Genomic DNA, 15595 nt, shown 5'->3' with positions numbered 1-15595 from the left:
TTTGGCACAAACTGCGTTTGTTTTATCTCCAACCTCTCACAGTCCCCCGGACTGGGAGTGAAAAAGTTTGGGGAACCTTTTCAGCCTGAGCTTAGAAACAAAAGAGTGAAGGGAACTAAATTTTTAAAAATTTAGTTCTGTCCCACCGCCAAAGCGATTTATCTTTTTTCCGAGATTTTAGCTCGAGTTCAGTTAATTAAGATACTAAGGCTCAAAAAGCAAAGTAGAAACAGGAGATTGACGATGCGTTTCCAAAACACTGGGCAATCTGTCTTTTTTACACAGCTTTGAGGCCGAGTTCAGTTAATTAAGAAATAATAGAGACTTTTCCGTCTCGCAATTTGCCTTTTGTTGATTTTTCAGAATTTTTAAATTTTAATGACAAAGCTTCAAAAAACCTAAAAATGAGCACAAAAAGAGCAGCTAAATCGGACTGATGAAAGTTTGATTTAACTGCTGCAGGCTTCAATTGGACAATATTTCAATCAAAGCACACGACAAATTATTAATCTCATTATACCTTATTTGGCTGGAAATTGCAAGGCTGACGCTGCCAGCAGATAGGCAGCCCGTCAGGGCCTTTCCCCATTCCAGCCTTTTTTTAACGGTTGCCGGAGCTGCCTAGGATTGCCGCCCAGGCTTTTTGGTAATCGGCGTCTGATGCCCCGATACCGAAGCGGTAGGACGTGGTCGGCGCTCCGTTTTTAGCCCAATAGCTTGTAACAGTCTGCCCGCTCAGATTGATTGTACGGCCATTCACATTGACCGTTCCCGGTTTTTCCCCCGTAGATTTGAGCACATCAGACTTGATGACGCTCGGATCCAGGCTGAACTTATCACCGACGCCCCAGGCATTGGGATCCGCCTGATAAATGGCGTCCACCATATAAGCCATATAAGCGGCGTTGTTGTTGTAGCCGGTCAGAGCAGCCATAGAGGAATTGTCATCATGCCCGATCCAGCCGCCCAGAGTCATTCGCGGAGTAGACAGCATCAGCCACATATCGCCGTTGACATTGGTCGTTCCGGTCTTGCCGATCCAGTCGGCGCCGGCCAGTGTGCCGTTGACCTGACTGATTCTGGACTTAAAAGTCGTAGTAGCACCGGAGTTGATCACTCCCCGCATCAGCTCCTGCATAATCGTCGCAGCCGCCGGCGAATAGACCTGAGTCGGATTGGCCTTGTGCTGATAAATCACATTGCCGTCTCGGTCAGTGATTTTGTCCACCATGTATTTTTCCTGATAGCTGCCGTTATTGGCCAGAGTTTGGAAACCGTTGGTGTGCTGGGCGACTGACACTTCAATCCCTCCGCCCATAGGCAGGCTTTCGATGCTGTAGTCATCAATGTAATAGCCCATTTTTTCCATATAGCCTTTGACATTGACTCCCTTCTGCCGCAGGGCCTGATAGGTCCAGTAGGCCGGAATATTCCAGGAAGTATTAAGAGCTTCCTGCAGGTCCATCATAGCGGTCCCACGGCTTTCTGCGTGCATAATCGGGTCTCCGCTTGAAAAGTTGGTCGGGTAGTTGGACAGCACGCTGGCACTGCCCATCATGCCCTGATCAATGGCAATCCCATAAGCCAGAATCGGCTTAATGGTTGATCCCGGAGAGCGTTCTGTATCAAAGGCGTGATTGTTTTGATTGGCGGCATAATTGCGGCCGCCGACAAAGCCGATAACGGCGCCGGTTTTATTATCCAGCAGCACATTGCCGACCTCAACGGCGCCGGTCCCGTCATCCAGAACCCCGCCGTAATTGGCTACCGCATTTTGCATGGCTGCATAGATTTTCTGATTGATCGTGGTCGTGACAGTGTAGCCGCCTTCCCTCAGCTCCTTATCCGCCAAATCCTGATAAGCCTTGACCGTATCATTATTCTTCAGCTCTTGCTGGGAGACATTGTCCCGCTGGATTAGATACTGATACATCACGGTCTTTGCTTCTTCTAAGGCTGTATAGTAAAGATAGTCATGGCTGTTCTTTTCTGAGCTCTCAGACGGCTTAAAATCTTTGGTCAAATCATAGGCAGAAAATTCCTGATACTCTGCTTCTGTAATCTTCCCAGTCCGGTACATATTGTACAAGACATCTTTGGCCCGCGCCAGACCCAGAGCCATGTCCTCAGCTGATTTGAGGCTGCCGTCCGCCGCATAAGGCGAATAGACAATCGGACTCTGCGGCAGGCCTGCGATAAAGGCTGACTGCGGAATGGTCAGATCCTTGGCAGAGACACCAAAAATCCCCTGAGCAGCTTCTTCCACGCCAGCAATATTCTGTCCTTTATTGTTGCGGCCGAAAGGCGACACATTGAGATAAGTGGTCAGAATATCGTCCTTGGTCATATAGCGCTCCAGAGCCAAAGCATCGATAATTTCTGCTGCTTTCCGCTTGAAAGTCGGTGCATCGCCGACCACCTGCTGCTTAATCAGCTGCTGCGTCAGGGTCGAGCCCCCGCTGGATGAGCCGATACCGACAACAGAACCCAGCGTCGCCCGCAGGACCGCCTTGGGAACCACTCCCTTATGGCTTTCAAAATTTTCATCTTCTGTTGCAATGACGGCCCTTTTAATGTTGTCCGAAATCGCATCGCTTTCGACCGGAATCCGCAGCAGATCATTGTCCACTTCCGAAATCAGGCTGCCATTGGAATAGACCAGCTTAGAAATGCCGGAAATGTTGTTGACCTGCTGGACCAGCTCTTCTTCTTTAGGAACTTCCACATTGCTGAAGAGGCTGGCCGCATAGCCAATCCCAATACCAGCACCCAGAACGACACCGAAAAAGATAAAGACAAAAGCCATATTGAGCAGGAGCTTGAAGGTCCGCAGAAAAACGGCAACTATATCACCGACAGACCAGCCGTCTTTATCAGCAGAAGGACCGAACCCCTTCAGGTCTGGAAGTTTGATATGTTTGAAAAACTGCCGGGCTTTTTCCCACAGTGTTTTTAATTTCTCGACTATTTGTTGCAAAACAGATTCTCCTTGTATTGTACCATTATAACAAATAACTATGATTTATTTCAAGGAAACATTGCTATTTAAACGCTTTGTGATACAATAGAGTGAGCACACTATATGTTGAAAAGGAGATGCACATGCACATTTTTGATGAGCTAAAAGAGCGTGGTTTGGTTTTCCAAACAACTGATGAAGAAGCTTTGCGCAAAGCCCTGGAAGAAGGACAAGTTTCTTATTACACCGGCTATGATCCGACTGCCGACAGCCTTCATCTGGGACATTTGGTGGCTATTTTGACCAGCCGCCGCCTGCAGCTGGCAGGTCATAAGCCCTATGCGCTCGTCGGCGGTGCGACTGGCTTGATTGGGGACCCGTCTTTCAGAGATGCTGAGCGCAGTCTCCAAACAAAAGAAACAGTTAACGGCTGGGTTAAGAGCATTCAGGGACAGCTTGCCCGCTTCCTTGACTTTGAAAAGGGAGCAAATAAGGCTGAAATGGTCAACAACTACGACTGGTTCAGCAGCATCAGCTTTATTGATTTTCTGCGCGATGTCGGCAAATACTTCACCGTCAACTACATGATGAGCAAGGACTCCGTCAAGAGCCGGATCGAGACAGGAATTTCCTACACAGAATTTGCCTACCAAATCATGCAGGGCTACGACTTTTTTGTCTTAAACCAAGAACATGGAGTCACCCTGCAAATCGGCGGTTCTGATCAATGGGGCAATATGACAGCAGGGACCGAACTGCTGCGCCGCAAAGCTGATAAGATCGGCCATGTCATGACCGTCCCGCTCATTACGGACGCTACTGGCAAAAAATTCGGCAAATCCGAAGGCAATGCTGTCTGGCTCAATGCAGACAAGACTTCGCCTTATGAAATGTACCAGTTCTGGATGAATGTCATGGATGCCGATGCCGTTCGCTTCCTGAAGATTTTCACCTTCCTCTCACTGGAAGAAATCGAGGACATCCGCCAGCAGTTTGAGGCGGCTCCGCACGAGCGTCTGGCTCAGAAAATTCTGGCCCGCGAAGTCGTGACTCTGGTGCACGGCGAGAAAGCCTATCAAGAGGCTCTGAATATCAGCGAGCAGCTCTTTGCCGGAAACATTAAAAACCTCTCTGTCACAGAACTGAGACAAGGTTTGTCGGGCGTACCCAGCTATCAGGTTCAGGCCGAGGACAGCCTTCTTCTCGTGGAGCTCTTGGTCACAGCCGGTGTCGTCAGCTCCAAGCGACAGGCCCGCGAAGATATCCAAAACGGCGCCATCTATCTCAATGGCGAACGTATTCAGGATCTGAACTACAGCCTGACTGAAGCAGACAAGTTGGAAAATGAGCTGACGGTCATCCGCCGCGGCAAGAAAAAATACTTTGCTCTGACTTACTGATGCCAAAACAAGGCAAGGAGCCGGCCGAAAAACCGGCTTCTTTTCTTAACTCTGTTATCTTCGATTTTCTTTGATTGTCACGGTCTGGAACATCACCATCCTTTTATCGTCATTAAGTTTATCTTTTATTGCTTTGCTAGCTTACACAGCCCGGGGGAGCCAAAAGCAAACGAAAAGTCTGTATACAGAGAGCAAGGCAGCCGTCATGGGCCTCTTATACGGTATCTTCCAAAAGATCCATCCCTCTGTGGGTGAGGACTCAGCCATCATGGGAGTCTGTCCCACTGCCGGCATTTAAAGCAGAAGGTTTACGGAGCAGTAAAGCAGCAAGAAAGAAGGGGAACCCTTATGAAATCCACCATCGCCCGATTTGCCAAGGCTCAGGCTTTTGCCTGTCCGCTGTGCAGCCAGCAGCTGCAGCTGGACCAAAACAGCCTCAAGTGTCCCAGGCGTCACTCCTACGACATCGCCCGATTTGGCTATGTTCATCTGGCTCCGCAGGTCAGGCAGTCTAAAGACTATGATAAAGCCAGCTTTCAGAACCGGCAGCTGATTCTGGAAGCCGGTTTTTATAGACACATTTTAGACAGCCTGCTGCAGATCCTGCAGGAAACCGCTCCGCATGCGACCCTTTTGGATGTCGGCTGCGGCGAGGGCTATTATGCCCGGGAAATTCAGGCCGCCCTGCCCCGCAAAAAGATTTACGCCTTTGACCTGTCCAAGGAATCCATTCAGCTGGCTGCTAAGAGTGACAAGAGTTTGGCAGTTAACTGGTTTGTCGGAGATTTGGCCCGGCTGCCCATTCAGGAGCAGGCAGTGGATGTTGTTTTGGATATTTTTTCCCCGGCCAATTATCAGGAATTTCAGCGGGTCCTGAAAAAGGAAGGATTGGTCATCAAGGTCGTCCCCAAGGACAGCCACTTGCAGGAAATCCGCGAAAAGGCGGTCGAACAGCTGGGCAGAAAGACCTATTCCAACCAGCAGGTAATCCAGCATTTTCAGGAGCACTTTGACATTCTGTCCCAGCAGGAAGTCGAACACTGCCAACCGCTCCAGCCCCAGGAAAGAGCCGCTCTGATTCAGATGACGCCCCTGCTCTTTCATGTTCATCAGGAACTAATCGACTGGGAAGACCTCAAACAGGTCACTATCTCCGCCATTATCCTCGTTGGAAAAAGAAAACAGAACAAGTAATAACTAGGAAAGGACCTAAAGCAGAGTCTCAAGCTCCAAAGAGACCGCCTGTCCCACAAAAAACTGCCAGCCTCATCTGAAGCCGGCAGTTTTTAAGTTTCAACAGTTAGTTATAGGCTTTTGCTCGGGGGATTGAAGCGGCCGAGACAGACTCCAGGCCGAGCCTAGAAAGCCGAAAGCTCGGAAGCGCCATCCACCAGCTCCAAACCTCCACTGGAGCTTTTGAGTGCCTCGCTGCCCTATCGTCCTATATTTTTAGTGATAGGCTGAAACTGTCCCCCAGACAGTTTCACCACTAAAAACAAAGGAAAAGACTATAAAAGATAAAGGAAATGAGCATCTACGGCAGGAGCGGCACACGAGTTTAGCTCTCGGCCTTATTTGTCTAATTCCTGCAGTGCAGCATCGGCATCCACAATAATTTTGACATCCGGAAGGTGATCTTTGGGCTCATCCAGTGTTTTCTGAAGCAGCTCAGCCTGCATTTTAGCTGTTTCCTGCTCATTCAGCTGGCTGATAACAAAGTCTAAGCAACGCTGCTTGCTTTCTTCCCTCTCCAGCTGCTGAAAATAGGCAGTTAGCGCTGCCAGTTTTTTATCTCCGCCTGCCGAACCTGCTGCCGGCTGATTGGAAAGCCCCAGAAGATAGTCAGACCTGACATGAAAGAGACTGCTCATATTCTTCAGCTCCATAGCCTGAGGCAGATTGGTGTTGCTTTCCCACTTAGAAACGGCGCTCTTACTGACATGCAGCACCTCCGCCAAGCGGGCCTGGGTAAAGCCCTGAGACGACCGCAGCTGTCTGATCCGTTCTCCTATCGTCGCCATTTGCCAACCCTCTCTTTCTCATCATTTCAATAAAATTATACCAGCAACCGAATCGTTTATCAATATTCTCTTAACGAAATTGTAAAGAAAGTTTAATAAGCGGCTCAAAAGCCTATTAATAAAACCTATATTTTAAAAATCATGATTTTAAATCAACAAGGCTATTGATAAACTAAAATAAAAGGTATATAATTTTAGTCATAAAATTTGAGGAGGCTTTTATGGTAACGATAGCAGAATTAAGAGCACGCCACAATAAAATGACACAGGCTCAACTGGCAAAATTGCTGGGGGTTTCTCAGATGACCGTCTCCCATATGGAGCGGAATCAACTCAGTATCAGAGGTGACAAACTGGTCAAACTTGCCAAAATTTTCAACGTAAATACCGACGAACTTCTTAAAGTGGATTGATTTTAAATCAACTTTTCAGTGGTGGTGAAGTCATTTACAGAGGAGCAACGTTTTATGGAAATTAAAATCATATTTTTAGAAGAAAAGCTGAAAAATTTTAAAAAACAATGCAAAGACGAGCAAAACCAAGAAATTATCAACTGCATGCTGCTGGGCTACAGCCCCTACAATATGTGTCTGGAAATCGGGATCAATGTCTACGGCGGCCAGCGTCCTATCAGCAAATCCCTGGCCAAGGAATTCAGCAGCAAAGATGTTGAGGAAATCTTTGAAACCTACTATCGTCTACTCTATTTTCCCCTGCTTCAGTTTGAAGAAGGGCTGATGACCAAGCGCTTTATCGACAAGTGCAATGATTTTCTGAAAAGCCTGACCTATCAGAATTTCATCAATTATCTGAAAGATCCTGCTGTTATTATTTCTGAACATCTGATTGATACGGATATTTTGGCCAAATTCTTCTCCAGAGAAATGCAGCAAAAGCAGATCAAGAAGGTGGAAGCTGAACTGGGCATTGAGTTCAATGTCCGCGATAAGATTACTTCTTGGCTGCGCAAAGCCAATGTCATGTACTACAAGGGACAGTATATCGACATGAAGACACAGGAACCGCTGACCTTTGTCTGCGACTAGACCGACCAGCATCTCAGGCCCTTTGAAAGTCTAAATGAGGCCGGGACTGACTTCTGTGATATAGCCTTTTAGTCGGCTTTTAGCAGTGAAACTGCCCGGGGGACAGTTTCAGCCTATCATTTTGAAATAAGAAAATGATGGGCTGCGAGCTGCTCAAAACCTCCAGCGGAGGTTTTGAGGCGGCGGATAAAGCTTCCGTGAGGAAGTCTGTTTCAAAAGCGCAGGGCTGATGGCAGTGGGACAGACTCACTCCCCCGGACTGAACGAAAGCCGGGAACTGCGTTCCCTTTATCTCCAGCCTCCAACAGTCCAGAAGGACTGTTGGAGCAAGGCGAGTTAATGACGGAATAAAAGAGAAACAAATGACGATATAAAACAGGCACTGTCTTCAGCGCCTGTTTTATAGTATCTCAATACTGTCATCTAGCAAAGCCTGCAGCTCCTCCGGTATCTGATCAAGGTCTTCTAACTTTATCAGACCGACCTTGGTTCCGTCATATTCCTGGACTGTCACAGGAAACGTTTGGGCTATTTCTTCGATTAATTTTTCTCCATGGACGACCAAATATTTTTTACCATCATCTGTTTGCTTCATTCATTTTGACTCCTCTTTTATTTTCTACATCTCGTATGGGCCTTATTTCGGTGCGCCGAATCTTCTGTCTGACTTGTAAATCTTTTTATCCTAAATATCATTTGCGGCCTTGAAGCAGCTGCTATCAAGGGGTGCCAGGAATAAAAATGTTTACTGAGCAAGGGTAGATATTTCTCCTATAAGAGTATACCATAAGTCTTAAAAATTCCTGTAAATTTGAATCGAAAATTAATTTTTTTATTCAGTAAGTTCATTGAGAAAATCTTATAGTTTTTTAGTTCGCTTTTGGCAGTGAACTGGGCTGGGAGCAAAAAGGCTCGGGGAATCTTTTTAGACCGAACCTGAAGCCAAGCCCCAAAATTTTCAAGAGGGGCTTCTGTTCCGCCGCTATGCCTGCTTCTGAATGGCATCCTCATCATTTGAGCATTCAGAAAGCCTGCAAAAGAAATCATCCGTTATCCTCAACGAAACCTATGGATGCATGAATTTAAAAGGCAAAACCGAATAAGTGCTGCTGTCCGGATCAAATTGATAGAGGGAGCTCAGCAGGTCATCATTCTGGACACTGTCCAAATCAAAAAAGAGAATATTAGCCGCATAATCCGGCAGACTGTAGGTCTGACTGATTTCTTCAACCCAGTCCCAAGAGTCGACAATCAGCACCAGATAACGGTAGTCATCTTCAAAAGTCGACCAGTGCTGCAGCAGCAGGTCTGCCACATCTTTTTCCGTAACCAGAGGATAGAGGTCAAAGACATACTGCAGCCTTGGATTTTCAAAAAGGAGCTCGCCCTCAACACTGGCCTGCCGCAAAAAAATCTGCCGTTCTGTCCGGCTTTCTTTTTCCTCGCCCAGAGCATTCTTTTTTCTATCTGCCTGCCTAACCGTGTAGGGCTTGGGCTCAAACTGCTTTTCAGGTATGAAATCCTTGTAATGGGCTGACAGCCTAAAAACCTGATAGGTATCTACGATTTTCCAGCTGCGGATTGGCTGGTAAAGATCCGCATCAAAGGCGGTCTCCCATTGATAGCACCCTTGCTGCTCCAAAAGCTGCAAATAGCGCAGCAGAGAGAAGCCGTTTCGTGTGATGGAGTAAGCCCTGGCTGACTCCCCGGCCTTGTCCTTGCGCGGAAATTCCCAGACCTCAATCAAAAAATACTGATGCAGTTTTTTCAGAGCTTTTTCAAGGCGGCTTCCCGCAGTACTGCTCCCTATTTCCTTTTGAATCTGGAGTTTCTGGACGTTTCTGAAACGGGCAATAAACACCAAAATTTTTTGTTCCAGCTGCGACAGCTGGCGGCCAACCAGCAGAAAATCTGCTTCGCTCTGGTAACTGATTGTCAGCTGGATGCTTCCTGAACCGTCATTGTCTGCCTGCAGAAAAAAAGGGAAGCGGTTGGTCTGCGGCAGGCGTTTTATCTGAAAATGCCGGTAGTAGTCTTTATCGTAAAATGAAGGAACGACAGTGGTGTATTTCCCAGATTCGTTCTGTCTGATTTTATATTTGCTAAGGATTGTGGACAAGCCTTTTTCACCTCCTTTTTGTCATTATTCTTACTTAAAATTATACAGGAAATATTTTTAATAGAGCTTTATCATAAAGAGAGAAAACAAAAAAGCCCGACCTTGCAGTCAGGCATCTAAAGGAGTCCGGCAGCTCTCAATGACTCATCGTCAAAAAGAGGTTACTGAGTCTTTTTCTTGTCTGTCATGCCGAGCAGGGCCAGCATAGACAGAAGGGCTGCTCCAGTCGCGGCCAGAAGCAGGGACCGCCTTGTTCCTGTCGCCGGAAGCGCTGGATCCTGAGCTGTCACGGTTACTGTCACAGGCGCAGGCGGGGGAGTCGGTGCGGCTTCGGGGACAGCTGTGGTATTGTTATTCGTGTTTTCTACAGGACCTTGGACCGAAATAGTCGGATCAGAGATGCTGGCTCCCTCACCATTTCCTTCAGCCCTCTTATTTTTGTCAATAGGATTATTGCCGTCTGCCGGTCTGGAAGGATCGGTCGGCGTGACTGGGTCAGCAGGGTTGGCCGGTCTGTTAGGCTGATTGTCATCACTTGGAGGAGTCGGCTGGTCAGGCTGACCCGGCTGGGGAGGAGTTGGCTGGACTGGCTGACCATCGTCGCTCGGAGGGGTTGGCTGATTGTTCCCATTGCCGCCGCCATTGTTGCCGCCGTTATCATCAGCAGGCGGGGGAGTCGGCTGGTTATTGTCATTGCCGCCGTTGTCACCATTATCGGTAGGAGGCGGAGTTGGCTGATTATTATTGTCATCCGGATTAGGATCAGCCGGAGGAGTCGGCTGGACTGGCTGACCGTCGTCGCTCGGAGGGGTCGGCTGATTGTTCCCATTGCCGCCATTGTTGCCGCCGTTATCATCAGCAGGTGGGGGAGTCGGCTGGTTATTGTCATTGCCGCCGTTGTCACCATTATCGGTAGGAGGCGGAGTTGGCTGATTATTATTGTCATCCNGCGGGGGAGTCGGCTGGTTATTGTCATTGCCGCCGTTGTCACCATTATCGGTAGGAGGCGGAGTTGGCTGATTATTATTGTCATCCGGATTAGGATTAACCGGAGGAGTCGGCTGGTCATCCCTTGGCGGAACTGGCTGGACTGGCTGAGCATCGGCAGGCGGAACGACCGGATTGGGCTCGTCCGCATAAGCCAGACTGGTTCCAATGCCTGCAGAAAGCAGAATCGAAGCTGAAAGCAAGAGAATTTTATTCTTTTTCATAACAGAAATTCCTTTCGTTAGTGATTATTTCTATTATATCTCAGGAGCCCCCTTGTTTCTTTTTATCATAAAAAGTTTTCCTGCATTTCCTCCTTGCTGTTTCTGCTGATAAGAGGAACCGTTTCCATATCGTCTTTTAGGTTGCTTTTAGTAGTGAGAGTAGGACAGATTCCCATGATGGCTGCACCCGCACCCACAGAGGGAGCTATCTTTGGGAAGATACCGTATAAAAATCGGTAAGACGGAGTCTTCGATTTTGTCAGCCAGTCTTAGTTTCTAGTTGCTGATCTGAAACAGCATACCCCCAGGCTGTTTCACTCCCACCTCCGCACAGTTGAGCAGGCTTGTAAGAGTTGATTTATCAACGAATTAGAAGCCGCTCAGCAGTGGTCCATTGGCGCTAAAGCGCCTAATGAACTGCGCAGGGGGAGATTCTAGTTGACTAAAGTCAACAGAATCTCTCCCAACCACTGCGTCTTGCAGTCGAACGATAGAAATAGACGAATCTGGGTATTTTTATCCCAGACTCACTCCCTGGGACTGAGCGAAAGCCGGGAACCGCCTTCCCTTTATCTCCAGCCTCCAACAGTCCTCCTGGACTGTCGGAGCAAGGCGAGTTAACAACGGAATAAAAGATAAACGAAATGACGATACAAACAGTTCCTGCAGGGGTTCAAAAAGCCCCTTGGGATTTCTCGTGACAGGCTGAGCAGCTAGCTGTCACCATATCTGCTGCTGATGTTCCTTGAATATAAAATCCGTTCAAAAAAACAAGGTTCTGCTAAACCCTGTTTTCTTCATGTTTTTTGTCCAGTTCATCCTCGGGTTTATTAGAGACCAGCAGGAGGACGACATAGGTAAAGATTGAAATGACCAGCAGACTGAGGACAGAGGCAATGTTTTTAAGCTGAAAGGGGCCTGCTCCGGTAAAAAGGAGGAAGAACAAAAGGAGAAAGCCGATGCTGAAAAACATAAATCCAAAGAGCTGCACATAGCTCTGGTCTCGAATCCAGACAGCATGAGCATCTGGCACAAAGCCATTATAGGCGAGTTCATGAAAACTGAACATCAGAGGCTCCTGATTCTCTGCCAGACGCTCATTGACCCTCAGTTCCAGCTCGTAGACCAGCAGGGGATCCAAGTCCGTAATCAGAACCTGGCCATTCTGGCATTGCTCAATAAGCTGATCCAGCTCTGCTGCATTCAGATGACTGTGCATATACTTTTCTTCCTTTTCTTTTTTACTATCTTTTAGTATAGCTTAAATTGCTGAGTTTTACCAGCCCTTGCAAGCACTCTTCTGGGCTTAACGGCTGGCGGCGGAATGAACTCTTCATCCGCTGCCTCGCTTTCGGGTTTCCAGACCCTGACCTTTTCACTCCTTCAGACTGTTTTGCCGTTCTGCCTCCGCACAGCTCTCAAGAACAGCTAATCCCCCCGCACTCTGATATTGCCGCCATGATAGGAAGCGATTTGGAGCTGAGCGGTATAGTCATTATAGTTGCCGACAAAGTAAGAATTTTCCTCTCCATCTTTACTCAGGACACAGATAAACTGAAGGACATCGTCACTATAGGACTTGAAGACCTCTGTCTGGCTGTCCTCTAAGCGGTAACCAGCTAAGTTCAGAGCCATCGCAAAGGTCAGAACCATGGGGCTCGATGTTGAGGACAGATGATTGTCCATCGTCCCCGACACATCTGCTGTATTGGGATGCTTTTTAATATCCTCAACAGCTATCCTTAAAGCTTCAGCCACCTTGTTTTTCTTGTCCTCAGACACTAGGCTTTCCGGCCGCTCCAGAGTCGCGCGCGCCTGCCGATAATTTTTTTCGTCGGGAGTCTGTTCAGACTGACTGTAAGATGACACAACGCTGGACTCGGAAGAAGTTGTCTGTGAAATTTCCGGCTTCTTCTCCTTCTTTTTAGCCTGTCTGTTCAAAAACGCTGTGATAAAGATGGCTGTAAGGAGCAGCAGACCCAGACAGACGAGCGCTGTCATCAGCCGCCTTTTCTTTCTTGGATTCATTATAACCTCTTTTCTTCTGATAATTCGGGGACAGTTTCACACAGGCTGTCTTTATCCCATTAGCAAGCTCTAATACCTCCGGATTGCTATTCGCTCTATTTATCCTCAATAGTAAGCGAAACCAAAGCAAGTTAGTGATTTTCGAAGAGTATGGATACAAGTTTTGATTCTCTCAGAGCATTAACTGCTGGCACCTGTCTTATCGCCTAGGTTTGGCTCCCTGTCATCCGGGTAAGCGAAAGAATAGCGCTTCTCTGCCTGCTCAGCTGGCCTAATCACACAATAGTGCCAAGTAAAGGGCTTGCCTGCAGTTGTACCGCTCACCGAGCTATTCTGCTCACAGGTCAGGATACTGCCATCCTCAAAGACATGGCAGACAATCCCGGTATGGCCTGCAGGGTTTCCGCTGTCGCTGAGACAGGAAAATATTGCTCCTTTTTTGGGGGCTTTCTTGGTCGAATTGCCGAAGATTACCGCCCAGGCAGCCGCCTGATCGATCCCATTTCCAATAACCACACCCTTATGCCCCCACAAAATATTGCCAAAACTGATGGTCAGATTGACACACTGGCCGGCCAAATAAAATTCATCAGGATGCTCCCAGTTGGCCCCCTTTCCGCCATATTCCATACCGAAAGCCCTAGGATCAAGAAGGTAGGGACTCAGACTGGAAGGAAGAGTATCCGGTGTATACAGCAAGGCCGTTGCATCCTCCGGTACCTTGCCGGAACCGTCAACAGCATCCCCGTTGGTACCATTAGTCCCTGTCTTTCCGCTGCCATTACAGTCCTTCTTCTTTGAACTATCGGGCGAAGAAGGACTGCCGCTGCTGTCACTGTCAGAATCGCCTCCTGAGGATGAAGTGGTTTCTGAAACAGGGCTGGCCCCATACTGAGAAATAGCTTTTTCATCCAGCCATTTAAACTTTGCTCCTAAGCTATTGTATAGGCTATGCAGCTTGCTCTTATAAGAAGGATCTGTCGCCCAGCCGCCGTCCGCGATAGCACTGAGGGTGCTGAGACCGTCTGTATTGTTGATAGCTCCCTTGTAGAGGGTCTGATTCTTCATGAATTCAGCCTTACCGACAATACCGGCATCAAAGGTAGAAAAATAAACATATTTTCCTCCGGTATCATCACCCACACTGGTTCCTGCCCCGTCTTTTGATACTGAACTAGAGCCGTATAAAGCAACGGTCTGAGCAAAATCTGAGGCCTTGCTCCATTTAACTCCCCCCATATTATGGGCTTGACCAAAGGACTGAACGCTTTGGTCAAAAGAAGTCTCAATCTGGGTCTGGACGATAGAGGCAGAGGGCAGAAAACCGCCTACTCTCCATGATTCAAGGTAAGCTTTTTCATGCTCCTTGACAAACTCTTCAATGGAACTATTGCCCGAGGAAGTTTCCTGCGTCGTGTTGGGGCTCGTCTGACTGGTTCCGGGTTTACAGTTGCTGGCTTTTTGAGAATTATCGGCGCCTCCGCCTACTAAAATCGCTGCCAGCAGAAACATAACCAGCAAAATAAGGATAACAGGAATTCCTATCCAAAGAAAAAGTTTTAGAAAAATAGCTCTTTTAATTGCTTTTTTACCCACATTGATAACCGAGTATCTTGACATACTACTTTACCTCTTTAGAAAGAATATCCGAAAAAGCCAATACAGTCCTATCAGAACAGCTGCAGCCAGACCGTATTTCAGCAATTTTTTAGTAAATTCCTGATTTCGCTGGTACTGCTCCCGAATCTGCCAGTTATCATCATGGTCATAATAAGCCTTTTGCTCATCTACCATGCTTTGATAGTAGTCGCTAACCGCTTTCTTTGTGGAACGGTAAGAAGCTGCTGTATCCTTGTAGACAGAAATCGGCCCTCTCATCCGCCGTTTTCTGGGATGCGGCTGTTCTCTTTTCGCTTCCTCTTTTTCGTAACCCTCTGTCTCTGGTCGAACAAGTCTGTACTTCACCATTTGTTTTCTGGCCAAATCAAGCTCATCTCGGCTTCATTTAGCTTCCTTTCTGTGCATTTTATACTCTTTCTGTTTTAAGCCCGCATATCGCTAACTGCTGACTCGCCCTGCTCCAATGTCCCCCGGACTGTTGGAGGGGTGGGGAACAGGACTGAAGGACTCTATCTGAACCTTACCATTTCCGTCTCAGGAAGAACCAGCTTTTTTGCGGACTGCTATAGAGCTCGTCTTTTATCGTTGTCGAGCCTAAAAGTCCTTTGATTTTAAAAGTGCGGATAAACTCTTTTTCACTCAGCCCCTGCACCTTATCTGAACTGACTTTCGTCACTTCCCTGACCAGCCTAAAATCATCCAGATTCAGAAGCCCTAGCACCCTATAAGCATGACGGTAAAGACGGCTCTGATTTTTATTGGCCAGACGTTTGCTGTAAATCGGTGAAAACTCCTTGCTCAGTTTGGCTGCAACATTGACGACAAAGCGGCGGTGGCTGGATTCCAAATAGCAGACAAAGAAGAGCAGCAGCAGATAGAGGTCTGCTGTTACCCCAAATTCTGTCAGGAGAGTCGAAGGCAGCAAAATCATGAGAAGAACCGGCACAATTGCTTCCCTCCTGCCCCGAATGACTGTCCAGAGCAGAACGAGGAGGCCAATGATGAAGGAAACAGAAAAGGTCATGGTAATCAGACGGCTGCCGTGCAGGGTCATTAAGTAGGCTAGATTCAGGCCAAAACCAAACAGAAAAGCCAAACCAAAAGCTATGGTCGCAATCCAGCGCAGCCAGAAGAACGTTTTTAATGTTTTGGTCGAGTAAAACCAGCTGTTAAACCGTAAAACAAACATAC

At 47.6% G+C, this 15595-nt stretch carries 13 protein-coding genes; 4 read left to right on the top strand and 9 right to left on the bottom strand.

Annotation, left to right across the window (positions count from 1 at the left end; all coding sequences use genetic code 11):
• Positions 1-601: 601 nt before the first annotated feature.
• Positions 602-2977 (bottom strand): penicillin-binding protein PBP1B, encoded by a 2376-nt coding sequence (gene pbp1b / locus DHL47_RS03795; protein WP_209550953.1) that lies wholly within the window; start codon positions 2975-2977, stop codon positions 602-604.
• Positions 2978-3102: 125 nt separating this feature from the next.
• Between pbp1b and tyrS the strand changes: the two genes are divergently transcribed.
• Together tyrS and DHL47_RS03785 are read left to right on the top strand one after the other, a co-directional pair.
• Positions 3103-4359: a tyrosine--tRNA ligase gene (tyrS, locus tag DHL47_RS03790; RefSeq protein ID WP_209550952.1), complete on the top strand. Its 1257-nt coding sequence runs from the start codon at positions 3103-3105 to the stop codon at positions 4357-4359.
• A gap of 348 nt (positions 4360-4707) precedes the next feature.
• Entirely contained in the window at positions 4708-5553 is an 846-nt protein-coding gene (locus DHL47_RS03785) for a methyltransferase domain-containing protein (RefSeq protein ID WP_209550951.1), read from the top strand.
• Positions 5554-5930: 377 nt separating this feature from the next.
• On the opposite strand, the gene DHL47_RS03780 is transcribed toward DHL47_RS03785, so the two are convergent.
• Positions 5931-6380, bottom strand: a complete 450-nt coding sequence (locus DHL47_RS03780) for a helix-turn-helix domain-containing protein (RefSeq protein WP_209550950.1) — start codon at positions 6378-6380, stop codon at positions 5931-5933.
• A gap of 221 nt (positions 6381-6601) precedes the next feature.
• Between DHL47_RS03780 and DHL47_RS03775 the strand changes: the two genes are divergently transcribed.
• The gene (locus DHL47_RS03775) at positions 6602-6793 is read left to right on the top strand and encodes a helix-turn-helix domain-containing protein (RefSeq protein ID WP_128836798.1); all 192 of its coding nucleotides are present in this window, start codon (positions 6602-6604) and stop codon (positions 6791-6793) included.
• A 54-nt stretch (positions 6794-6847) separates the two neighbouring features.
• Entirely contained in the window at positions 6848-7426 is a 579-nt protein-coding gene (locus DHL47_RS03770; protein WP_128836799.1) for a hypothetical protein, read from the top strand.
• A gap of 400 nt (positions 7427-7826) precedes the next feature.
• Here DHL47_RS03770 and DHL47_RS03765 read toward each other — a convergent pair whose 3' ends face one another.
• The 7 genes from DHL47_RS03765 to DHL47_RS03730 form a co-directional block, all read right to left on the bottom strand.
• Positions 7827-8021 carry a hypothetical protein gene (locus DHL47_RS03765; RefSeq protein ID WP_209550949.1) on the bottom strand — a complete coding sequence of 65 codons (195 nt, stop codon included), beginning with the start codon at positions 8019-8021 and terminating at the stop codon, positions 7827-7829.
• Between the two features lie 471 nt (positions 8022-8492).
• The gene (locus DHL47_RS03760; protein WP_209550948.1) at positions 8493-9545 is read right to left on the bottom strand and encodes a hypothetical protein; all 1053 of its coding nucleotides are present in this window, start codon (positions 9543-9545) and stop codon (positions 8493-8495) included.
• Between the two features lie 1992 nt (positions 9546-11537).
• Complete coding sequence (locus tag DHL47_RS03750; RefSeq protein ID WP_128836803.1) at positions 11538-11975, bottom strand: hypothetical protein; 438 nt, start codon at positions 11973-11975, stop codon at positions 11538-11540.
• Between the two features lie 209 nt (positions 11976-12184).
• The gene (locus DHL47_RS03745) at positions 12185-12784 is read right to left on the bottom strand and encodes a hypothetical protein (protein ID WP_245335536.1); all 600 of its coding nucleotides are present in this window, start codon (positions 12782-12784) and stop codon (positions 12185-12187) included.
• 180 nt (positions 12785-12964) lie between these two features.
• Entirely contained in the window at positions 12965-14404 is a 1440-nt protein-coding gene (locus tag DHL47_RS03740) for a glucosaminidase domain-containing protein (protein ID WP_209550946.1), read from the bottom strand.
• 6 nt (positions 14405-14410) lie between these two features.
• The gene (locus tag DHL47_RS03735; protein ID WP_128836805.1) at positions 14411-14752 is read right to left on the bottom strand and encodes a hypothetical protein; all 342 of its coding nucleotides are present in this window, start codon (positions 14750-14752) and stop codon (positions 14411-14413) included.
• 172 nt (positions 14753-14924) lie between these two features.
• The gene (locus DHL47_RS03730; RefSeq protein WP_128836806.1) at positions 14925-15593 is read right to left on the bottom strand and encodes a hypothetical protein; all 669 of its coding nucleotides are present in this window, start codon (positions 15591-15593) and stop codon (positions 14925-14927) included.
• Positions 15594-15595 lie beyond the last annotated feature (2 nt).

This window comes from Streptococcus panodentis, assembly GCF_017884005.1.
Lineage (GTDB): Bacteria > Bacillota > Bacilli > Lactobacillales > Streptococcaceae > Streptococcus > Streptococcus panodentis.
Note: the sequence above shows the minus strand (reverse complement) of the source record. Positions and strands in the feature narration are given on the sequence as shown.